General features: G+C 29.6%; 15 protein-coding genes. 12 read left to right on the top strand and 3 right to left on the bottom strand.

What is annotated here, in order from left to right; translation table 11 throughout:
• Positions 1-216: 216 nt before the first annotated feature.
• Positions 217-1,287: a diguanylate cyclase gene (locus PZA12_RS22805; RefSeq protein ID WP_103698911.1), complete on the bottom strand. Its 1,071-nt coding sequence runs from the start codon at positions 1,285-1,287 to the stop codon at positions 217-219.
• Between the two features lie 179 nt (positions 1,288-1,466).
• Between PZA12_RS22805 and PZA12_RS22800 the strand changes: the two genes are divergently transcribed.
• The 7 genes from PZA12_RS22800 (at position 1,467) to PZA12_RS22770 (ending at position 14,454) form a co-directional block, all read left to right on the top strand.
• Entirely contained in the window at positions 1,467-1,793 is a 327-nt protein-coding gene (locus PZA12_RS22800) for a hypothetical protein (RefSeq protein ID WP_012060854.1), read from the top strand.
• 331 nt (positions 1,794-2,124) lie between these two features.
• A complete protein-coding gene (locus PZA12_RS22795) occupies positions 2,125-4,395 on the top strand; it encodes an N-acetylmuramoyl-L-alanine amidase (RefSeq protein WP_103698912.1) in 2,271 nt (756 codons plus the stop codon).
• Between the two features lie 465 nt (positions 4,396-4,860).
• Positions 4,861-6,846, top strand: a complete 1,986-nt coding sequence (locus PZA12_RS22790; RefSeq protein ID WP_103698913.1) for an N-acetylmuramoyl-L-alanine amidase — start codon at positions 4,861-4,863, stop codon at positions 6,844-6,846.
• A 498-nt stretch (positions 6,847-7,344) separates the two neighbouring features.
• Positions 7,345-7,743: a hypothetical protein gene (locus PZA12_RS22785; protein ID WP_103698914.1), complete on the top strand. Its 399-nt coding sequence runs from the start codon at positions 7,345-7,347 to the stop codon at positions 7,741-7,743.
• Positions 7,744-8,175: 432 nt separating this feature from the next.
• Positions 8,176-11,331, top strand: coding sequence for an N-acetylmuramoyl-L-alanine amidase family protein (locus PZA12_RS22780; RefSeq protein ID WP_103698921.1), 3,156 nt, complete (start codon positions 8,176-8,178; stop codon positions 11,329-11,331).
• A gap of 453 nt (positions 11,332-11,784) precedes the next feature.
• Positions 11,785-13,635 carry a winged helix-turn-helix transcriptional regulator gene (locus PZA12_RS22775; protein ID WP_078114340.1) on the top strand — a complete coding sequence of 617 codons (1,851 nt, stop codon included), beginning with the start codon at positions 11,785-11,787 and terminating at the stop codon, positions 13,633-13,635.
• Between the two features lie 123 nt (positions 13,636-13,758).
• Positions 13,759-14,454 (top strand): sugar phosphate nucleotidyltransferase, encoded by a 696-nt coding sequence (locus PZA12_RS22770; protein ID WP_012060848.1) that lies wholly within the window; start codon positions 13,759-13,761, stop codon positions 14,452-14,454.
• 119 nt (positions 14,455-14,573) lie between these two features.
• On the opposite strand, the gene PZA12_RS22765 is transcribed toward PZA12_RS22770, so the two are convergent.
• Both PZA12_RS22765 and PZA12_RS22760 read right to left on the bottom strand, forming a co-directional pair.
• On the bottom strand, positions 14,574-15,269 hold the full coding sequence (locus PZA12_RS22765; RefSeq protein ID WP_078114341.1) for an NAD(P)H-dependent oxidoreductase: 696 nt from the start codon (positions 15,267-15,269) through the stop codon (positions 14,574-14,576).
• Positions 15,270-15,275: 6 nt separating this feature from the next.
• Positions 15,276-15,884: a TetR/AcrR family transcriptional regulator gene (locus PZA12_RS22760; RefSeq protein ID WP_078114342.1), complete on the bottom strand. Its 609-nt coding sequence runs from the start codon at positions 15,882-15,884 to the stop codon at positions 15,276-15,278.
• A gap of 473 nt (positions 15,885-16,357) precedes the next feature.
• Between PZA12_RS22760 and PZA12_RS22755 the strand changes: the two genes are divergently transcribed.
• The 5 genes from PZA12_RS22755 to PZA12_RS22735 all read left to right on the top strand — a co-directional run bounded on the left by PZA12_RS22755 (position 16,358) and on the right by PZA12_RS22735 (position 24,794).
• Positions 16,358-17,818 (top strand): oligosaccharide flippase family protein, encoded by a 1,461-nt coding sequence (locus PZA12_RS22755; RefSeq protein WP_078114343.1) that lies wholly within the window; start codon positions 16,358-16,360, stop codon positions 17,816-17,818.
• Positions 17,819-18,231: 413 nt separating this feature from the next.
• Entirely contained in the window at positions 18,232-19,329 is a 1,098-nt protein-coding gene (locus PZA12_RS22750) for a hypothetical protein (RefSeq protein WP_103698915.1), read from the top strand.
• A 1-nt stretch (position 19,330) separates the two neighbouring features.
• Complete coding sequence (locus PZA12_RS22745; protein ID WP_017212125.1) at positions 19,331-19,597, top strand: hypothetical protein; 267 nt, start codon at positions 19,331-19,333, stop codon at positions 19,595-19,597.
• A 415-nt stretch (positions 19,598-20,012) separates the two neighbouring features.
• Positions 20,013-22,421 (top strand): diguanylate cyclase, encoded by a 2,409-nt coding sequence (locus PZA12_RS22740; protein WP_103698916.1) that lies wholly within the window; start codon positions 20,013-20,015, stop codon positions 22,419-22,421.
• Between the two features lie 207 nt (positions 22,422-22,628).
• Positions 22,629-24,794 carry a YhgE/Pip domain-containing protein gene (locus PZA12_RS22735; RefSeq protein WP_103698917.1) on the top strand — a complete coding sequence of 722 codons (2,166 nt, stop codon included), beginning with the start codon at positions 22,629-22,631 and terminating at the stop codon, positions 24,792-24,794.
• Positions 24,795-25,061: the final 267 nt, after the last annotated feature.

Raw genomic sequence — 25,061 nt, 5'->3', positions numbered from 1 at the left:
TAGTTGAACTTATAATATCAATAGTCATAATGCGTTATCAAGGAAGTGCATCGTATAAACTATGTCGCTATTATTTTTATAAGTATTATATATATGTTCTAAAAATATTCTTCATAAATTTTAAATAATTATCTTTATAAATGCCATATTTTGTATGTAGTGATTTTATAATGTATGAATTTTATTAAGTATAAATATATAGTAAGTAGTTATATTTTAACATACTTTATTTCTTCCTGTACGTTTTGCTAAATATAAGGCATTATCAGCCTTACTTAAGAGGGTATTTATATTTTTTGTTATATCAGGGTATGAACTAATCCCGATGGAAACAGTTACTTTTACAGTGGCATTATTGTCAAGTTTAAAAGTATTACATTCTACATTTTTTCTTATTTTTTCTGCAATATCAACCGCATGTTTGTAATTGCAATCTAATAAAACTGCAGTGAATTCTTCACCACCATTTCTTGAGATAACATCAAAAGTTCTACAAGAATCAATTAAAATTTTGCTAAGTTGTTTTAATACTAAATCCCCAGAATGATGCCCGTAGGTATCATTAATATGTTTAAAAAAATCAATATCTATCATGAGAATTGATAAGTTTTCTTTCTTTTGTACGGTATTTCTAATTGTTTTATCTAATATTCCGTTAAATGCTCTTACATTATTAAGCCCTGTAAGAAAATCTTTTCTCGAGTCTACTTTGAGTTTTTTATACATTTTATTAGTTTTGGAAATGTAGTTTAATTCGTAATAAACTACAGTAGAAACCATTATTATAGAAATAACAAAGTTTCCTAGAGCAGGGAGTATAAGATTCATATCTTTTAAAACTAATGAAATCCAAATTATTGTTGATATTATGTTAACTATAGTCATTAAAAAATATTTCTTTGAAAAATTTATCTTGTATTTTGATATAATAGTAAAAATTATTAGTAATATGAATAAATTTGCAGAAGTAATTAAAGAAGAAAAACTTATTTCAAAAAAAGTAAGTCTAAATAGTATTATTATGAATACACTTATGAAAGTTGGTATAAATCCCCCATAAATTGAAGCGATTATAACGGGAATACTTCTAAAATCTATTATTGTATTTTGAGTCAAATTAATTCCATAAAATATAAGTATACATCCAGATAAACCAGATAGTATACCAAAGCATAATTTAACTTTTATTTTAGAATTTGATTTTATAAATTCATCATTTAGCATTTGGCTTCCTAAATATAAAAAAGATATAAGCATTGCAGCGTTAGCGAATAATAGTTTAAGCATAAATTCTCCTTTCGATCTGACATATCTAGCAGTTATAATCTATACTTTTGATAAAATATATTGTTCAAATTATTATTATGTATTTATTAAATAATAATACTTTTATTTATCAAGTAACAAAACGACAAGATTATTCATATTATTATTATATAAAATCTTTGTACATGGAGAGGAAGAGAATGAGTAACTGTAACTATTGTGATCCTGGCTTTGAAAGTCCCGGAGCAAACACTCTTGGAGCAAATTGTAATGAACCAATTAGTGACCTAACTTTGTCTACAATGGTTGTAGGAAATCAAGAAGCCGTATTAAGTCGTCTAGTAACGGTACTATTATTTCTATATGCATTTACTAACCAAAATTTTATTTGTCATTTAATCAATACTAACGAAAAGCTGTTATGTAACCAAATGTGTCTTACAGATAAATTAGTAGACAATTTAATAGACAACCTAAATGACTGTAAGAGTGATCTTGCAGGTTGTAGGAGACACCATAGTCACTAAAAGAGAGCACTAAAACAGGCTCTCTTTTAATTATGTGCAATAAAATATTTTTGTTTGAAGATATATATACATTATAATTCAGCTTATATATTCTAAGCATATCTGATAATGTGTTTTATTAGAACTCTAGATATAGTTTTACTATAAAACAGATATATGATTGTAATTAATTAACACATTTACATATTAAAAATTGATTAAAGCTATGAAATTTATTGATAAAAAACAATAACTGTGGTTTTATTCTAAAAAAGTCCACATTTTTTCAAATTTGCCTTTAATGCCATGACGTTTTTTGTTAAAATCAAATGTAAGGAGGTGGCACACTGTTTTGAATATTAAAAAGAAATTTACAACATTTGCTTTGGCATTTGCAGTTGTATTAAGTTTAATTCCAGGATTAAGTGCACAAGCTGCAACTACTGATTTTAAAATAATTTCAGAAAGTAAGGTTACTGCAAAGCAAGCAAAAAGTTGGGCTAAATCTAAAGGAGCAACAGATACTTTTGCTGATTTAGCAGATCTCTACTTCAAATACGCATCAGAACATGGTGATGTAAATCCAGCAATCGCATATGTACAAGCGGCAAAAGAGACTGGATATGGTAATTTTGGTGGTGTTCTAGATGAAAGTTATCACAATCCATGTGGACTTAAAAATCCATCTGGTGGAGGCGATACTGATAAAAATGCACATCAAAAATTTGAAAGTTGGGATGAAGGTGTACAAGCACATTTGGATCATTTGGCTCTATATGCAGGAGCAGATGGATATCCAAGAAAAGATACGTATGATCCAAGACATTTTGTGACAATTAAGGGTAAAGCAACTACGGTAAATTCTTTGGGTGGAAAGTGGGCACCTAGTGCTACATATGGAGAAGAAGTTAATGCATTATACAAAAATTTAATGGATTATGCTGGAATAGATTATCCAAAAGATAATGGTAAAACTCCAGATAATCAACCATCAAATGCGTCACCAAATCCAGCAACTCCTGAAAGTAAGCCTAGCGCACCAAATGCATCTGATATTATTACAGAGAATAAACCTCAAAGTGCAAATGATACTGTAGACAATAGTGTTAGTATAACATCAAATATTGGTTGGAAGTATGAGAATGGAGCTTGGTATTACTACAAATCAGATACTACCAAAGCAGTCGGTTGGATTAAACCAGATAAAAATTGGTATTACTTAAATGATGAAGATGGTAAAATGACAACTGGCTGGATAAAAGATAATGGAACATGGTACTATATAGATAAATCAGGTGCTATGGCAAAAGGTTGGAGGCAAGTAGATAATAACTGGTATTTACTAAAGGATTCAGGTGCCATGGAAACTGGATTTCAATTTGATGGATCAGGATTATATTATCTAAATGATTCTGGAGCTATGGCTACTTATAATGGTTGGACAAAGATAAATAATAAGTGGTATTACTTTGAGAAAAGTGGAAAGATAAAAACTGGATGGTTCAAGGAAAATGCTAAGTGGTATTATCTTCAAGGCGATGGAAGCATGGTAACTGGTCTTAAAAATATAGACAATAAGAAGTATATGTTTAATGATAACGGAACCATGACTACTGGTTGGATGAAATTGAACAATTACTGGTATTACTTTAATACAGATGGTAGTATGGCAACAGGATGGATTATTGATAATGGAACTTACTATTATTTGTATGAAACCGGAGCTATGGCGAAAGGATGGATTAATCTTGGTGGAGCATGGTATTATTTAAAAGACAGTGGTACAATGGCGACAGGATGGGTTACATCTAATGGAGATTCGTATTACCTAGATACTTCAACAGGAAGAATGGTTACTAATACAACAATAGATGGATTTAAGATTGGCTCTGATGGGAAAAAGCAGTCTTCATCTAATCAAAATGATGAAGATAGTTCAGGAAATAATACTCCAACAGATCAAGACGATGAAGATAATTCAGGAAATAGCCCTTCGGCAGGAAGTAATTCTTCAAATGGTAAAAAGACTATAGTAATAGATCCAGGACATGATTATGGCAAAGATTACGGTGCTGAAAGCACTATTGATGGAGTTACTTACAGTGAAACAGTTCTAAATATGCAAGTTGCAGATAAGTTAAAGACAGAACTTCAAAATAGAGGATATAATGTGATAATGACGAGAAATCTTGGTGAGCAGCCTTCATATGGCTCATTAGTTACGAGTCTTACTCATAGGGTTGATGTTGCAAATAATGCTAATGCAGATTTCTTTATAAGCGTACATCATAATTCAGCTGGGGAGACAGCGAAAGGCGTTCTGACTCTTTATAGTTCAGAAGCCCAAGACTCTAAGTTTGGGGGAAAACTAGATAGCAATAGAATAGAAAGAAGTAAGCAAATGGCAACTCTTATAAATAATAATATTGCTAATAAGCTTGGCTTAAATAATAGAGGTGGACAGGAACAAAATTTATTTGTATGTAGAAATACCAATATACCAGCAGTTTTAGTTGAAGTTGGATTTATAACCAATAAAGAAGAAGCAGCAAGATGCGCTGATCCAACTAGTCAAAAAAAGGTAGCTCAAGCAATAGCAGAAGTTATCGCTGGTAATATTTAAAATGTAATTGTATTAAATTAACTAAGATCCAGGGAGAAAACTAAAGTTGGATATAGTTGAGTTCATACCATCAATATGTATATTATAATTACAAAATTTACATTAGATAAGTATTAAATAAAGGCTTTGAAGTGTTATTCAATAACATTTCAAGGTTTTTATCTATTTATCAGAGTATGTATTAGCAAAGTCGTTGGTTTTAGTAAAAGCATTTATTATTAGTAAGACTAATATTTAGCGAATTGTATAATTAAAGAATATAAAAAATGTAAATTTATGTAGCCTTGTTGCTAAGTTTATGATTATATTCGATAATTTTCCTTAAGATAGTGCCATATAATTGGATATATTAGTACCTAAAATAGAATGAAAGCTTGTACTATATAATAGGCAAACTACTTTTAGGGAAAATTTGTCTATATAATTTTTGTTCTTTAGAACTAAATAGAACGGGGGAAAGCTGTTTTGAAGGCTATTAAGAGATCGACTACATTATTTTTTGCTTTTGTGATAGTTTTAATATTAATTCCTATTACTAGCGTAAAAGCTGCTATCACTGATATTAAGATAGTATCAGAGACGAAAGTAACAGCAAAACAGGCTGAACAATGGGCTAAATCAAAAGGTGCAACAGATGCGTTTATTAATCTGGCAAAGTTATATTGGAAGTATTCGCCAGAGCATGGAAATGTTAATCCAGCTGTGGCATATGTGCAAGCTGCAAAGGAAACAGGCTATGGTAAATTTGGAGTAGTTATAAATGAAAGCTACCATAATCCATGTGGATTGAAAATAAGTGCTGGTGGATTGGATAATGATCCAAATGCTCATCAAAAATTCAACACATGGGATGAAGGTGTTCAAGCTCATTTAGACCATCTAGCACTTTATGCAGGTGTAGATGGATATCCAAGGAGTGATTCATATGACCCAAGGGATTTTATTACCATAAAAGGTACAGTAGTAACGGTAAATGCTTTAGGTGGAAAGTGGGCTCCAAGTCTTACATATGGAGAAGAGGTTAATCAATTATATAATGATTTATTAGTCTCAGCAGGAATTGTATCAAAATCAGATAATGACACTTCTAAAAATTCTGGTAGTGATAACGACTCAGGTAAAACTGTAGGAACTGATAAGCCTCAAACAAATACAACAGTTCCAACTGGAATGGAAGCAACCAAGCCAATCCCAGCATCGCCGGATGGTAGTAAAGGTATTTCTTCATCAATAGGTTGGAGATTTGAAAATGGAAATTGGTACTACTACAACTCGGATTGGTCTAAAGTTACTGGGTGGATTAAGCCTGATGGTAACTGGTATTACTTATATAGTGATGGAAGTATGGCAAAAGGCTGGAGTCTTTTAAGAGGAAAATGGTATTACTTTAAATCAAGTGGAGCAATGCAGCTTGGATGGATAAAAGATAGCAATAAGTGGTACTATCTTCAAGGAGATGGAAGTATGATTACTGGATTTAACTTGATTGATGGTAGGAAATATTTTTTAGATTCAAGTGGAGCAATGAAGACTGGATGGGGTTCAATTAGTGGACAATGGTATTATTTCAATACTGATGGAAGTATGCTGACTGGATGGATTAAACCAGATGGAAGTTGGTACTATTTGTATTCCAATGGAGTTATGGCGACAAATTGGCTTCAGCTTAATGGAACATGGTACTATTTAAGAAGTAATGGCACTATGGCAACAGGCTGGATTTTATCTGGAAATGCCTATTACTATTTATTGCCTGTTTCAGGAGCAATGGCTAAGAATACAGTTATAAATGGATGGCAGATAGGTGAAGATGGAAAAAGAGGAGATAGAATGCCTGGAAGCACAAACGGTAAAGTCATAGTTATAGATCCGGGGCATAACTTTGGCGGTGATGATGGCGCATATTCAACTAATAATGGCATTACATATTCTGAAAGAGATTTAAATATGCAGGTTGCGGATAAGTTGAAAGAAAAGCTTGAGGCAAATGGATATACAGTAATCATGACTAGGAAATCATCTGATAGAGAAGTCTTAGGAGTTACTCAAAGCCTTACTAATAGAGTTAATATAGCAAATAATTCAAGGGCTGATTTATTCATAAGTTTGCATCACAATTCAGCTGACGCAGAATCAGCAAGAGGAGTTGAAGTTTATTACAGCTCAAGATCACAAGATGAAAGTTTTGGTGGCGGATATAGTTACGATAGGCTTTCTAAAAGCATGAATATAGCTTCATCCATAGCATCATCTCTTACAAATAGCACAGGGGCTATAAATAGAGGTGCTAAAGATGGTAATTTATTTGTATGTAGAAATACTACAATGCCAGCTGTTTTAGTTGAATTAGGATTTATAACAAATACAAATGAAGCTAAAAAATGTGCAGATTCATCATATCAAGATGTAGAAGCAACAGCAATTGCTAATGCAGTTTCAACAATAATTTAAATGATTTTACTACTGAACAGAATGGGCAATTTAATAGCTATAAAAATATGATGAGAAAAGTTTTAATGCAATATACTGATATATTATTTGAAAATAATAATCGGTATATTGTATTATTTTTTTATAATAATACTAACAGTAAAGAATAAAAAATGTTCGTAAGCATATTTTTCATTATCCTGCATTAGTAAAATGTTTGCGATATACCTAACATAGCATTATTTTGTTTCGTGTTTTATAAGAAGTATTAATATAGCTTTTAGACTGTTACTTTATTTTATGTGCTATAGATGAAATGATTTATAACTTAATGAATTGGTTATATTTTCTAGTAAAAAAGTAAGTTTATATTTAAACTGATAGGTTGTAAAATTTTGCGGGATTTGATTACGAATGTATATACTAAAAAATTAATGGATTATTAATAATATAAATATTGATAGATCTTATTAATTATACTATATTTTATATTAATAGAATTCAAAAGAGGTGAAGTCCATGGATAGGTTAAGAAGATTTATGTTTGGAAGATATGGTGGAGATGAATTATCCAAAGCATTACTTGTTTTATCTTTTATACTGTTGTTGGTAATGAATTTCGTACCAAATAATTTAAGATTTTTAGTAATATTAGCATATACTCCTGCAATGATATGTATGTTTAGGATATTTTCAAGAAATATATATAAGAGGAGAAATGAGAATTATAAGTATTTAAAAATTAAAAATAAAATAGTAATGTGGTTCAAGAATAATATAAATAGAATAAAAACATTAAAGACCTATAAATACTATACTTGCTCAAATTGTAAACAAAAATTAAGAGTACCAAGAGGAAAAGGAAAAATGTCTATTACATGTCCAAAATGCAAAAGTTCGTTTAAAGGAAAATCATAAAGTGTTTCACTTAGGGAATATGAATAAGACTATAGAAGTTTAATAAAAGTACCTTCCATAATATATAACTGCTGTATTATATTATGGAAGGTTATTTTTTATTTAGATATTAATATAATATTAGTCATTATTTTATATTATATGATTTTTAGGCAAATTTAATGAATACACATTAATACATTCATATAAAGGATATAAATGTCTAAAGGCACAAGGAAATGATTCGATAATAAATAATGGAATGTATTTAAAATTAGTAAAATAATAGTAATTTATTATAACATATTAACACATAAAGGATTTATATAAATTTAGGTATTTTTTATTTAATATAATTCTAAGATATGTCTTAATATGATGAGATAAATAGGCGAGCGGCTATATATAAACTAAATTTTGAATTTAAAGCACAATTTAAGGAGGACGAGAATGATGAGCAAGATTAAAAAAAAGTTTATAGCGCTAATAGTGGTATTTACGAGTATAATATCACTTTTACCACTTGGATTTAATTCAGAAGTAGCAAAAGCTGAGGATGTACCAGCAGAAGCTACAGCTAGCAGAGTAAATTTAGATGGGACTATGACACCTCTTCCAAGTAGAATAGATAGCACTACTCAAGAAGAGATACATACTGCTAATTCTCTTGAGGATAATTTTGACATATCTCTTAAAAATATTCAAAAGACTCAAGCTGAATTGATACAACAGGCGAAAGATTCAAAATCATCAATTACTGGAGTAACAAAGCAGGAAATAGTTGTTAAGGCTATAAATGAAGCTATACTAATCAATGATGATGGAACTGCTAATACAGACGGACAAAATGCTGTGGCAGGGATGGGAATAACTTTAAGTTATAGTAACAGTACAGGAAATGGTGGACCGACTCCTGTAGAAAATGATTCGGAAAGAATAGGGGTAAAGATAACAGGTTTACCAGCAGGGGTTAATAAAATTAAATATGCAGTTAAAATAACAACATTGTCAATAATATATAAAGAAACTAAAGATTCTGATGGGACTGTAACACAAGATGCAACTCCGGATCCAGCTGGAGAGAAGACAGTTACAAAATATGAAAAATCAATAACAATAGAAAATGGTAAGGATTATGCAACTAACCAAATAAGTGAAATGACATTTAAAGCTTATGTTGGTGATGCAGATGCATTTAATGATAAAGATGAGATTTCAGATCCTACAAAAAATGAAAATAATACAGTACCATTTTTGTATTCAACTGCAGTGACACCAGATCCGAATATGAAATTAAGATATAATTTTGATGTGCCAGACTCACTTTCAGCATTAAAATATATCATGACTTTTGGAGATATGATTAATTTAGATAAAGGTGTTGAATTATATAAGAATGGTATACGTGCTGTTGATGGAAGCTTCAGTCTTAACGGACAGAAATTATCCGGGGATTTATCAAATCGAAGCAAGTCGGATTTGATAGTAATTAAGGTAAACTCAGTTGCTAACGACAGTAGCTCTACTGTAAAGATAGCGAAGGCATATGCAGTAGAAATTAGATACAATAAATTAGATGCAGAAAAAGATTATAGTTTAAAAAATGCAGGAATAACAAAGCTTGACTTTAATGATGATGATGATGTTAAAGCATATATTGGAAAGTCGTTTACTGTTACAAAAACTACATCTGGCTTTTCAGAATATAAAGGAAAAATATATGTAGATTCAAGAGCTGGAATGATAAGTATAAATCCTACGTTAATAAGATCTCAATCCAGTAACAATGTAGCATATACTGTTACCAATAATTATAAGGATTCATCAGGTAAGACTAAAACTGAACAATCACAGCTAAAGAATGGAAAACAATATGTTAATTTTGATACGAGCTCAGATTATAATCAGATACAGATAGATGCCTATGAAGGAAAAGATGGAAATATAACTAATTCGTCAAAGATATTAGCGAGATATCTATTAGATGTCGTTGTTATAAATAATGATAATAACTTTACAATGAATTTAGAATTTAGTAAAACTACAGATAGCAATAGTGATGTTGTGTTAACACAACCAGGAGTAACTAAAGCGAATAATGGGGAAGTTAGTTTTACTTCATCGAGGCGTAGTTATGATTTGTATTATGGGTCACCTGATGCAAATTCAGTTATAGTTTCTTTTACAGGTCATCAAAGCGATAAGCATGAGTATATAAAAGTATTTTTTGCAGATGATGTAAATAGTACTAATCTTGAGGAGGCCACTGAATCAGTGAATAATCTACCTGATAGCGATCTTTTAAGAAGTACTAGCCTTAATGTGAATATTGCTCATAGTAGAAAGAAAATGGTTGTTCAAGCCTATTATGATAAGGTTGAAATAAAGAAAGATGAGAATGGACAGGATGTAAAAGTCAAAACTGGTACGTATACTGTAGGAGATAGTTATGTGTTTTATCTTCCAGAAAATTTTACAGGTGAAGTGACACCAGATCCAGGCGCAAGTTCAAGCAATGCTTCATTAAATTCATTAAAGATTTCAGGATATACTTTAACTGATAGTGATGGAAATTCTGGATTTTCAAGTGATAAATTAGATTATACAACTACTGTGGCAAAAGAAGATACAACAGAAAAAATAACAGCGATAGCCCAAGATGATAATGTTAAGTCAATTATTGCAAGTATTAATGGAAGTGATGCAACTTACGATTTAACTTCTGGAGAAGCAAATGAAATTCCTTTAAATACAAATGGCAATACAACCATAACTATAGTTGTTACAGCGCAGGATGGAAAAACTAGTAAGACATACAGTATTGTAATTAAAAATAATTCAAAAGGTAGTAATGCTAATTTAAAAAATGTTATTCTTAGCCAAGGAGATTATACATTTGATCCTAAAGAAGATATAACTAAAGTTCGAGTTGATCAAAGTGTATCTAAGATTAATGTAACTCCAATAGCAGAAGATTCTAAATCAACAATTAGTGTTAATGGAGAGGAATATTTAGATTCTGCAATAAGTGTTAGCCTTAAAGGAGCTCAGAAAACGGAGATTGATATAGAGGTTATATCTGAAGATGGCAAAGAGACTAAAACTTACACTTTAGAAGTTTATAGAGTTGATTCTTCGGATTGGGATAATGATGATAATAATGATAGCGGCAGTGATGATGATCAATTTTACGATGATTATAATGATTGTTGGGTAGATCTAACCAAATATGATGAATGGGGAACTGTAAATGGAAAGCCAGTGTATTTCGATAAAAAGAGCAGACAAGTTAAAAATGCATGGGTATCTACTGGCGGAAAGTACTACTATCTAAATAATTTAGGATATAGAGCATCAGGTTGGAAAGTTGATGATAAGACTGGTCAAACATATTATCTAGATCCAACAACTGGAGAGATGAGAAAAGGATGGATGAATTTAAATAATAGCTGGTATTACTTAGGACTAAATGGAGTAATGAAAAAAGGCTGGTTAAATTTAAATGGAAAATGGTATTACTTTACTCCAAATGGACAAATGGTTGTAAATCAAAGTATGTATATCGATGATGGTGTATATAAATTTGGACAAGATGGAGCTATGTACTAAAAATATTTATAGTTTTGTTGAGCTATGACTTCTAAGTGTACATATAGCTCATCGAAATAAAGATTATGCTATTTCTACAGTTTCCAATGAATTATGATTGGTGGATGTAAGATTATATTTACAAATCAAATACGTACGTGTATAGCAGGGATTTAGAAATTTCTATACAAAAGGCACTAAGAGGGAGGTTTTTCAACTTTCGCTTGTCTGATTAAAGATTTAGGCAAGCGAAAAGTGAGTTTGGCTTTCCTCTTAGTGTTTTTTTAAATATTAAGAGTTCAAATTAAAACAAATGTATTTGATTTTAAACAAGTATCATATAGAGGCGAACTTTGGGGCAGAAATATACAAGGGAGTTTTTATTGACAACTGGAATTTTAGGGAATATAATAATTATAGTTCAAAATTCGAACAATAAATGCTATGTTTAATTAAAGGGGAGTTAGGTGTAATATGTTAGAAGATAGGATAGAAATTTTAAAGACGCTGAATGATAATTTTAATATTAATCAAAGAGAATTGGCTAAAAGAACTAATATATCCCTTGGGAAGGTTAATGCAGTTTTAAAGGAATTTACTATGGATGGATTTATTGACAGAATAACAAATAATAGAGGAACTTTATATAAAGTAACTGAAAAGGGCATGAAGTTTTTAGAAGAAAATATTGCTTCTGCAAAAAGTACTAGATTAAAGATTCATGAAGAAGAGAAAAAAATAGTTAAACAAGCTGTAATACTTGCAGCAGGTAAGGCAGAGGAATTTGGGAAACCTGTAGGAATGTTGGATATTGAAGACTTTAGGCTTATTGATAGAACTCTAAATATTTTAAAAGAAAATGGAATAACTAAGACTGTCATAGTAACTGGATATGAAAGTCAGTACTATGAAGAAGCTTTTAAAAATAGTAAAAATATAATATTAGTAAAAAGCGACACTTATAAGTGGACAGGAACAATGCATTCATTATCTTTAGCTAAAGATTATATAGATGATGATTTTTTACTTATTGAAAATGATTTGATTTTCGAAAAAAGAGCTATTAAGGAATTAGCGGAAAGTCCAAATCGTGATTGTATTCTTTTTACAAATGAAAGTGGATCAGGTGATGAAGCATTTGTTGAAATAAGGGATAATCACTTGTTTAAGATGTCCAAAGATATTCATCAATTTAATAGAATTGATGGAGAAATGATAGGACTTACTAAGATATCATATAAATTATATACAATGATGCTTGAAGAATTTAAGGGGAATGTAAATCCGTATTTAAATTATGAATATGTACTTTTAGATGTTGCTAGAAATTATAATATCGGTTTTGTTAAAATAGATGATCTTGCATGGGGGGATGCAGATAGTTCTAAAGAATATGAAAAAATCAAGAATTATCTTTATCCAACTATAAGAAGAAGAGAGTTAAGTTATGAGATAAGCAACATAAAATCTATTGTTAGAGAATCTTTAAAGGTAACAGATGAAGATATTACAGAAGTTGAGCCAGCAGGTGGTATGACAAATAAAAATTATAAAATATGTGTTAAAGGTGATAGATACATATTAAGAGTAGCAGGTGTTGGAACAGAGCAAATGATTAATAGAAACACAGAAATGTTTAATTCGGCGATTGCTTCTGAGAAAGGCTATAATGTAGAAGTACCTTATTTCAATCTTGAAACTGGAGTTAAAATATCTAGGTTTATAGAAAATGCAGAAACTTTAACTCATAGAAGTATTAAGAAAGAAGAAAACTTAAAACAAGTTACAGCTATCTTAAGAGACCTGCATGAATGTACTGATTTTCATATGGATAATGAGTTCAGTATGTTTAGAGAACTTGAAAAATATGAAGGGATTTTAAGAAAAGATAATGGAGACTTTTTTGAGGATTATGCTGAAGTAAGAGAAAAGGTTATGGCTCTTGAAGAAGAGCTAAATAGATGCAACAGAGTATATGTTCCATCTCATAATGATTTGGTTTCGGAGAACTTTGTTAAGGATACTGCAGGCAGAATTTATTTAATCGACTGGGAATACAGCGGGATTAACGATGATATGTGGGATTTGGCAGCTCTTTCTTTAGAAAATGAATTTTCAGAAGATGATATAGAGTTAATGTTTAGATTATATTTTAAAGGAAAAGATGCTGATAAAGATTCAAGAAGAAGATTATTAATTCATCAAATATGCCAAGATTTCTTATGGGCTGTTTGGACATTGATCAAGGAAGCAGAAGGAGACGATTTTGGTACTTATGGAATAGATAGATATAATAGAGCTAAGGAATATTTAAATAAACTTTAATTATAAATCGAATTTATAATTCTGGTTAGATATCACATAAGCCTAGGATATAATTTGTTTATTTATATGTATTGAAATTTAAGATGATTTATATATTTTTAATTAGCTGAGGAGAAAGTAGATATGAGAGCAATTTTAATGGCAGCGGGTATGGGAACTAGATTAAGACCATTAACCGAAAATACTCCAAAATCTTTAATAGAAGTCAATGGGATGTCTTTACTTGAAAGGCAAATAATAAATTTAAAGGAGATTGGGATTAACGAGATTATAGTATTAACTGGATATCTCCATGAAAAGTTTGATGATATAGTTAAGAAATATAATTTAATCAAAGTAGTTAATGATAAATACGATATCTATAATAATATATATACTATGTATTTAGTTAGGCAATACCTTAGGGATGCATTTGTAATTGACGCAGATAACTATATCACAAGGAATTTCTTACCTAAAAGTAAACCGAAAACATCATTATATTATTCAGCTTGTAAAGAAAATATAATAGGTGAGTGGATTTTGAAATATGATGAAGATGGCAGAATACATAGTGTTGAAATTGGAAAAGAAGGAGATAAACCTGATTTTATAATGTCAGGAGCATCTTTTTGGACTGCTAAAGATGGCGAATTTATTTCTAATAAAGTTGAAGAAGCAATAAACAAAGGAGACTTTAGAGATTTATATTGGGATAGTATTGCTGTAGATAATCTTAAGGACATGGAAGTGCATATCGAAAAGATACAATCAAATGATATATTTGAAATAGATTCATTGGAGGATCTAGCATATCTGAAAAACGCACTTAAATTATAATTTAATGATATAAAAGCAAAATATAATATGGAAATATGAAAAACTACACTAAAATATACTTATTTTGATAAAGGTATATTTTTGTGTAGTTTTTTATGTAAAAATATATGTTTAAAAGGCTACTGAATATGTCTATTATGCAAGTGAGATTGATATTTCCAGGAACTTAATTGTATAATATTTGGGCTGCTATCTATAAGAGCGTTATTATCTTTTGAAAAAATCACTTTTCTTAAAATTGATCTTTTCTTATTGTATGTACGATTATGTAGGCCTAATATTTTGTAGGAAAGTTTGAAAATATCCTTATGTATTCTCATTTTAGTTTTTAAACTCACATCTTCCCAACTTATCTCATAAAGAGTTCTACAAAACTTTAAAGTGTTTTTTATTCCTAATGAATTAAGATTTCTCTTTAGAATTTTAGATGTATAAAAAAGACCAGCACCAGAAGTTGTTGATATGGACAATCCTATTTTATCATTTATTTGGGATCTTGAGCTACTTAATAGGTAACAACAAGATAGTCTGTGCAAAAACAGTTTCATTTCATTGCTAATATCACATTTTGATACTGGAGAAGCTATTATAAGTAAATCAGAGCTATCTAATGAATTTATGATGTACTCCATACCATTAACAGTTTTTGAATCAATATCGGGATAAGAAAGACGTCCATTGTAAATATAATCTTTTGATAAGAAAAATTCCGTGACTTTTAATTCAATATTAAGTTTAAGAGCATTTAGCAAGAGTTGCACACAATTATATGTATTTGTCTCGCTTGAGTTATCATAAATGACAATTACATTCACAAGTGATCATCCTTTCACTATATATGTGTCTTTGAATTCTGAAATATGATTTTCTAAGAATCTACGTTCTTTATCAGTTAAGTTTTCGTGCTTATAAAATAGTAAGAAAACTGGGGAGTAAAATTGAAGTGCTAATGTATAAGGGTCTTTTTTTATAAATACGTTTGAACTTATTAATTTTGAAAATACGTCAGTTTGAAAATCTAATATATCATCAATAAATATTTTATTATATAAATCTGAAAGTTTAGAGTTGTTACATTGCTCTATTGTCAGCAATTTTCTGAATTTAATCATATTCTCGTCTTCTAAGTAAAAATTAAAAATGTATGAACTTTTTTTGAAAAAGTATTCGTCAGATAACCAATTTGTTTTATTAGGAAGATTCTCATCAGAATTATCCCTAATTTTGATACTGTTCAAAAATTTATTTACTAGATCTGAATATTTTTGGATTATAGTATCAAAAATATCTTGCTTATTTTTGAAGTGATTATAAAGAGAGCTTGCTTTTATGCCAACTGCTTTGGCGATATCTCTAACAGATATTGCATCAAAACCTTTCCTTGAAAAAAGATTTAATGATTCAGATATAATTTTTTCTCTTGTATTCATAAAAACTCCTCACAAAAATATTATTGCATAACTTTAAAGTGCTTAATTTATATTAATATATATCAAACACAAATACATATAAATTATAATTAGAGTTTGAGAAATAAGCATAATATTCCACTATTATTATCTTATAATTTCAAACTAACAATTGTTAGTTTGATTATAACTCAAAGTAAGAAAAAAGTCCATAAATTTTCAACACTTTCCATAGAATTTGTATATGAATTGACAATGAATAAACTAGAATGTACAATTGAAAAAGCGAAAAATATACACATATAAAAAAAGCGCGAAGCGCAACCAAGAACTTATATAAAAAAAGCGCTAAGCGAAGTCAATAACTTGTTAAGTAGAAATAAATTCAATTGTAACTGTGCATTTTAATAAAATAATTTCTAATTTATCGCAGTGCGCTCAAAGGTCATTAAATGTGCATTGTTGATTAGAATACGTATATGGAGGGCAAACAAATGGCTAAATCTATTTCAAAAAATGCGATATTCAAAGCAATGCTTAACTTATTTAACATAATATTGCCGATTTTGGTAATTCCATTAGTTACTAGATCAGTTGGTAAAGAATTATATGGTTATATGGGATATGGAGATTCTCTAACTGCTTATTTTTTAATATTCGCAAGCTTTGGAATTTACCAGTATGGACTAAGAGAAATAAGTAAAGTTCGTGATGACAAGGCTAAACTTAGACAAACGTTTACGAGCTTGTTTCTTTTTGCAAGTGTTACTAATATCCTAGCTTCAGCTGCATACATGATATTTGTAGCTATTTTTTATAAAAATGAACCATATTTTTATACATGTATAGTTATGGGATTTAATTTGGTATTTAATCTTTTTTATGTGGAGTGGGTTAATGAAGCATTAGAAAATTATGATTTCATTGCTATTAAAACAATGATAGTTAGAATAGTATATTCTGCATTGATTTTGCTATTTGTTAGAAAACAAGAAGATTATTTGTTTTATTTATATTTAGTTATAGGATTTAACTTTATAAATAATATAATAAGTTTCGTATATGTAAAAAGAAAAGTAAGGTTTGATTTTTCTAATCTTGAATTTTTTAGACATTTAAAACCTATGTTTTACGTTGTAATTCTTTCTAATACAGGAGTTTTATATACTCAGCTTGATAAGATTATGCTAAAAGACAGTATTGGAGGGACTACCGATGTTGGATATTATTATATGGCTCAGAGGGTAACTACTATAGTAAGTACACTACTATTAACAGTTATCCAAGTTACTATGCCAAGGCTCTCTAATTACTTGGGAAATGAATCTAAAGGTGAGTATTTGGTCTTACTAAAAAGGGTTATAAAGATATATTTTCTGATTTTATTTCCAGCATCTATAGGTCTTTTGTGCCTTTCCAAAGAGGCTATATATATCTTTGGAGGACCAGAATTTTTAGCAGCAGTTCCGGTTATGGTTATATTTTCAATCCATATGTTGAGTGTTGGAGTTGAAGGGGTAATAGCGAATCAAATAATATATCTTCACGGAAAAGAAAAGTATGATGCAATGTTAGTATTAATTGGAGGAATACTTAATTTGATTTTTAATACAACATTATTTCTAACAGGAACATTTAATATGGTTACTGCTATAAGTACAACTCTTTTAGCAAATCTTATTGTAATAGGTTTAGAATATAGGCTGGTTAAGAAAGTTATAAAATTAGATATACATTTGTTCTCTTACGAGAATATAAAGTATTTCTATTATTCTTTGATATTCATTCCTATAACGTTTGGAATAAAGCTTGTTATACATAACATACTTTTTGGATGCGTAGTGGAGGTTTTTGCATGTGGCTTAATATATGCTGGAATTCTTATATTTACTAAGGATCAGGTATTTTTTGAGCTGGCAGACAAATTACTTTTGAAATTCAAGCTTAAAAGATAATTAGAATTGAATAAGGCATTAATAGGATATTATTTATTAGATAACTCTTAAGTTAGAATCATGCGTTTGTGAGTGCTGTTGGGGATTGACATGTAAAATGTTAAAGATATAGCGCTTTCAAAGGCATGATTTTTCATTAATCCCTTAAATATGAATGAGAATAAATTAGTTTGAATCTTTTTATGAGAATTTATAATATTTTTTGTGTGAACATATTGATTTGAACGATGAACAATGATAATATAACTTTGTTCACAAAATGAACTTGAAATTAAAGCGTAAATAAGTTTAATATATATTCATTTTGTTTATTATATAGTATTAAGAAATAATTTAGTTTAAGAAGATTATTATAAGGTAGAAAACGCTAAAATTATACGAATAAGAAGTTATATTTAAGGGGGAGATTTTTGATGCAAAATATTATAGAAAATACCACAGTTAATGAAGCTGCGGTTATTGCAAAAAGGAAATTATCGGCACAATTTTTTAAAAAGGGTATTACAATAGCTTTATTTTCAGGTCTCATGTATGGATTTTACTCAGCATTTCTAACTTTGGGTATGACTAAAGGAGTTTGGGGAGATTGGACAGGAGTAAATTCAGCTGGTTTATCAGCTTTTGTTATTACGTATTTATTAGGGGCACTTGGAAGTGCAGTAAATGATGTTTGCAGCGCTGTATGGGCAGTGATTTATGCAATTATTAAAGGTAAGTTTGGAGATTTCTTAAGATGTGTTAATACTACCCCAGGTCGTGTAATGATGTTAGCAGCTCTTATAGGAGGACCTATTGCTAGCACGGCTTATGTTATTGGGCTTCAGATGGCAGGGTCAATAGTTATTCCTATTACTGCCCTTTGTCCAGCTATTGGTGCTATTTTAGGTAGAATTTTATTCAAGCAGGAATTAAATAAACGTATGATATTGGGTATTGCTATCTGTGTTTGTGCAAGCTTTATGATTGGAAGTACAGGTATTACAGGGGATGCACCAAAAGGTATGCTATTAGGTATTTGCATTGCTTTCATCGCGGCTCTTGGATGGGGCTTTGAAGGTTGTGTAGCTGGCTATGGTACATCTATGATTGATTCAGAGATAGGTATTACCATTCGTCAGGCAACAGCAGGTCTTTCAAATTTAATTATATTCATTCCTATTTTAGGGATGATAGCAGGTGGAGTTAATATTTCAGCAGGGCTTGTGGCTCAAGCATTTACAAGTGGTTCTGCTATGATTTGGTTTGCTGCAAGTGGCCTTTGTGCATTTATTTCATTTATGACATGGTATAAAGGCAATAGTATGTGTGGTGCTGCACTTGGTATGGCTTGTAATGGTACATATTCATTCTGGGGACCATTTTGCTGTTGGATATTACTTGGTGTAATCTTTGGAATAGATGGATGGTCTCTACCTCCAATCGCTTGGGGAGCAGCAGTACTAATGATAGTTGGTATATTAGTAATTGCAATGAATCCGCTTGATTTATTCAGAAAAAAGGAGGTAAGATAGTATGAAACCACTTAATTATGCTATTTTAAAATACTTTACGAAAGTACCTGAAGCTTGTGCAGAAGACGTTATTGAAGCTCTAAAAGGTGAGTATGGTAAATTTAAGGCCCTTAAAAGAGATGCTGTAATTTCAGCTCTAATGACAGCAGAAGCTAATGGACTTTTAGAAGAAACAAGGTTTGATATGGATGAGGCAGGCAATTTAAGAGTTTATTATCATGCAAATGAAGAAGGAGCAGCTACAATTAATAAATATATTAGAGACTAATGATTATATATTTGTATTAATAAAAAAATGAATAATACTGGTGTAATCGTAGAATAAAAGACAATAATATATTTTAAAGTTCAAATATATGAAATGCACAACTCATACTGAGTGGTTAGGAATAAGGCACATAAACTTTTATTGTGCTTAAGGTTTTATTGAAACCAAAATCTCTAATCATGAAATATGAGGTGTGTATTTTTTTTGCTATAGAACAATAGTCTAAGTTGCAAAATTCTGATATAGAACGTTTCGAAATAATGATTAAATGATAAAGAAGAATGAAATATTGATATTAATTTGTTTATAACTACAAAAAAACACAATAATTAATATAATATGTATAAAATAATTATAAAATCTGATAAAATTAATATATAATTTGTCTATTAATGATATATTAATGAGGTGAAAGATGAATATAAGAAGAAAGTTTATAGTTTTATCTATATTATGGGGAATAATTCCTGCAATTATTTCGACAAGCATATGTATTTCAAATTTTAATACTAGAAACTTAGAATTAACTAAGCAGAATGTAGAAACTTTTTCTAAGGATCAATCTATACACTTAAAAGCTTTTTTTGATGAGAATATTAGTAATCTTAATAATGATACCAATATACCAATAGTAAAAAAAATATTAACTGCATTAAATAATAAAGAAGATTTAGAAGATAAAAGGCATGATATACAAGTTTTAAATGAAATCTTGGCTGGTAGAATGCAAGAAGAATTTTTTTTAAGTAGAGAGGTACTTGTTGACAAGGAGGGTGTAATTATTGCATGTGATAATAGTGAGTTCATAAATAAGAAGGCTATGATTCCTAATAATGAAGTTGAGAAGCTTAAGCAAAACGAAGTTGTTGTAACAAACATTATAGAAAGAGAAGATTTTAATGATGGAGCCAAAAGTGCGATAATTGCAAGCCCTATATTTGTAGGAGGCAAATACCAAGGTTTTATAGCTAATATAATGAATATGAATTATTTTGAAAAACTTGTAAACGATGTTAGCTTTTTTGATACTGGAAGAATACTGATAATGGACCAAAATGGCGCTGTTGCAGCTGGAACTAGCAATAATATAAAAGAAAATATAAAAAAGATAAATGTTCCTAATAATTTGTACGAGCAGTGGGAAAAGATAGATTTTGATAGTACACCTAATGGAATAATCGAATATAAAATTAATAACACTGAAAAAATAGGATATTATTCGAGGATTAGTAATACTGGCTGGATAGTATTAAGTGCAATTGAATTATCAGAATTTAAGACGCCAACTGAGAGAACTATAAAGAATACTGTGGCATTTTTTATAATTATTTCACTATTAATAACAGTATCATATTTATTTATAGTTAATTATTTCTCTAAGCCTATATATAAATTATTGGAGGTAATTAGAAAGATAAAACAAGGTAATATGGATGATCGATTTATATATAATAAGGAGGATGAATTCGGAGAAATAGCAACAGCATTTAATGGATTGATGGATACTATAGAAAAGAATAAAAAGCATATAGAAGAAAAAAATAGAAGGCTACAATCTCTAACATCCAATATACCAGGAGGAGTATATACGTGCAAAATAGAAAATGGAGAATATATTTTAGATTTTGTAAGTAGTGGGTGTCTAAGCATTTTAGGTTACAAAGAAGATGAATTTACTGAAAATCAAAGGCGTAAAAAATTAATTGAATTAATTTGCGAGGCTGATAGAGAAAGAGTAATGAGGGATATAAGAGAACAAATAAGTAAATATGGTAAGTACACTGTAGAATACAGGGTTAAAAGGAGTGATGGAGTCAATGTATGGTTATTAGATAACGGTCAAATAGTAGAAAATAGCTATGGTAAATTATTTAGCTACAGTGTAGTAATAAATATAACTGAATCCAAAACCAAAATAACTCAAGAAGAGCTTAGAATGAGTGAGGAGCGCTATCGTATAATTATGTCTCAAACAGAAGACGCAATTTTTGAATGGAATATCCCCAAAGATACTGTTTATTTTTCTGGAAATTGGGAAAATAAGTTTAGCTATAAATCAGTTGTAAACAATGTTAGTGAGATTATATATAAAACAGATTATATTTATAATGATGATATAAAGAATTTTGGAAAATTGCTTAATGGTATTATATATGGGGATACATATAAAGAAGCTGAAATTAGAATAAAGAAAAATACTAATGAATATATTTGGTGCAAAATAAGAATAACTGCCATGTTTGATGGAAATGGAGATATATTTAAGGCCATAGGGATAATTATTGATATTGATGAAGAAAAGAGAGAGAATGAAAAACTTTTATTTAAAGCACAAAGAGATAGTTTAACTAGCTTATATAATAAAGGAACAGTACAAAATATGATTGAAGAATATATGAAAAGTGCTAAGAAAGGCGATAGTGGAGCGCTATTTGTTGTAGATCTTGATAATTTTAAAGCTGTAAATGATAATTTAGGTCATCTAGCAGGAGATTTTGTTTTAACTGACATTTCACTAATGTTTTCAGAGATATTCAAAGAAGATTCTATTGTAGGACGAATAGGTGGAGATGAATTTGTGATATTCCTTAAAAATATTACATCGGAAGAGTTATTAATTGAAAAAGCAAAAGATCTAATGAATGGTTTTAGGAGTAATAATACCGATGAAGTTTTAAGTCAAAAAGTTTCTGGAAGCATAGGAATAGCAAAATATCCGGAGCATGGTAATAGTTTTAAGGAACTCTTTATAAATGCGGATAAAGCAGTCTACTTAGCAAAAAGTAAAGGTAAAAATAATTATTGCATTTTTGAAGAAAATTAGTTATATGCATAATAAAATTACTGGTGGGATAGTTCTCATCAGTATTATTTTTGATTGGAATCTATTGTTGAGTTGTAGTAGTAAAATCATAAAAGTGCTTTTGAATTATTTAATACTTTAATGGAGAACATAAACTTAGCATTATTATACTTGTATTGTTTAATTGTGCCTTAACATTAAGTTCAAGAAGGAAGGGATGCAAAAGTTATGAGTACAATATTTAAAATTTACAAAAGGGATATAAGAAAAATAACAACTAATATTCCTCTCATGATTATAATAGTAGGGTTACTTTTCGTACCTGCTTTATATGCATGGATTAATATAATAGCTTCTTGGGATCCATATGGAAACACCAAAGGACTTTTAGTAGCAGTAGTAAATAATGATGAAGGCGCTCAATTTCAAAACCTAGAAATTAATATAGGTAGAGAGGTAATAGATAAGCTGAAAGGTAATGAAAGTATTGGATGGACTTTTGTTAACGAGGATGAAGCAGAAAGTGGAGTAAAATATGGCAAGTATTATGCTAGTATAACTATACCTGAAGATTTTTCGAGTAATCTTCTCTCAGTTGCAGCAAGTGGTGAGCCTAAAAAAGCTAAACTTATTTATTCTGTTAACGAAAAAATTAATGCTATAGCACCTAAAATTACAAAAAGCGGATTAACAAGTTTACAAAATGAAATAACTAGTTCTGTTACAGAAGAAGTAAGTAGTACTGTGCTTAATTATATGAATGCTTATGGTATTGAACTTGAGAAAATTAAGCCTCAGCTAGAAGAACTTATGAATATTATAAATGACATAGATAATAACCTACCTCAAATTGGTGAAGGAATAAATAATGCTTATAATGGGGCAGTAGATCTAAATAACTTTATACAAAATATTCAAGGGAATATACCTAATATAACAAATTCACTGAACAACGCTCAAAATGCTGTTCAATCCAGTAATGACTTTTTTATTAAGGTTAATGACACAATAAAAAATATATCTCCGTATGTTAGAACAGATTTAGCTACAGTAAAGGCTAATTCTACTGCAACAAGAGATGCACTTAACAGTATTAATAATTCCGTTGATACAGATGTTAAGGGGCAGCAGGATATTCTAAGATTAGCTTCAACTAAAATGAATAATGCACTATCTGCTGTTAATAATGATATAAATATACTTCAATCTGTAAATAATATTTTACATAGTAGTGCAATATCTAATTTCATAAATAAAATGCAAAATATTAGGGATCAATTGGTTCAAAATAAATTAAATTTAGATTCTTTGATAACTACATTAAGTAATGGTAATAAAATTTCTTCAGATACAGTAGAATCTCTAATACAAGGAATAGATAAAACATCACAACTTATTGATGATTCAATAAACAATTTTGACAGCGCTATTTCGCCAGCAATAAATAGTCTTGTGAACAATACAACAAATATGGCAAACAACTCATTAACACTTTTAGAAAGTGCAAAAAATAATATACCTTTAATAAATAGTCTGCTAAAAGACGCTAATATTGGTACTGATTTGGGAGCAGAACAGATTAAAAATATTAAAGATAAATTTCCAAAAACTGAGGAGACTATTCACAGTAATGTTGAAAAATTTAAAAGTTTGAGTAATGATGAAAAATTCAACGAACTCACAGGTTTTCTACAGAAAAATACAAAGGATGTAAGTGATTTTCTGGCAAATCCAATTGAGCCAGTTCAAAACAGGGTATTTCCTATACCTAATTATGGATCAGCTATGGCTCCATTTTATAGTACTCTTGCTATATGGGTAGGTGGATTTACATTACTTTCTATACTATCTGTCCATGTAGAGCCGCTAGATGATGTTAAGAATTTAGGAACTACAAAAATGTTTTTTGGCAGGTTCCTAACTCTTGGAACGCTTTCACTACTCCAAGCTATTATAATTGTTTTAGGAAATTTATTTTTTATTAAAACTTATTCTGTAAGTCCAGTAATACTTTTAATATTTTCTATGTATGTAAGTATAATTTTTATAATGATTATATACACCTTGGTATCAGTATTTGGGAATGTGGGTAAAGCTTTAGCTTTAATTATAATGGTACTTCAGGTTTCAGCATCAGGAGGAACTTTCCCAATACAGCTTACGCCTAAATTTTTTCAAAATATAAGTCCAATGCTTCCTTTTACATATGCAATAGGAGGAATGAGAGAGGCAGAGGGTGGGATCATCTGGAGTTCCTTATATTACAATATTGGAATTTTATCTATATATTTTTTCATATCAATAATTATTGCTGTATTTTTAAAAGAAAAGATGAATAAGAAGTCAGAAAAATTTGTTAATAGGATGAGGGAAAGCGGATTAGTAGGAGAGTGAAGATAAACGCTAATCAAATTATGTTCATTTTATGTAAATGTATGAGCTTAATTTAATTGCTTAAGGTAGGTATTTACAATAAAGTAAAAAGGCTATAAGATAATTTGTAATTGGACTATTACAAACAAATATTATTATTGTCATTGATAAAGCAGGCGAGGCTAATAAATAGTATGTTATTATATTACTATGTATAGAGTCTCGCTTTATATATTTTAAGTTAAGTAGTGTATGCAAAAATATTTTAAGTTAATAGGGGGGATTAAT

The sequence above is a fragment of the Clostridium beijerinckii genome, from assembly GCF_036699995.1.
In the GTDB taxonomy this organism is placed as follows: domain Bacteria; phylum Bacillota; class Clostridia; order Clostridiales; family Clostridiaceae; genus Clostridium; species Clostridium helianthi.
This window is presented reverse-complemented; position numbering and strand designations above follow the sequence as displayed.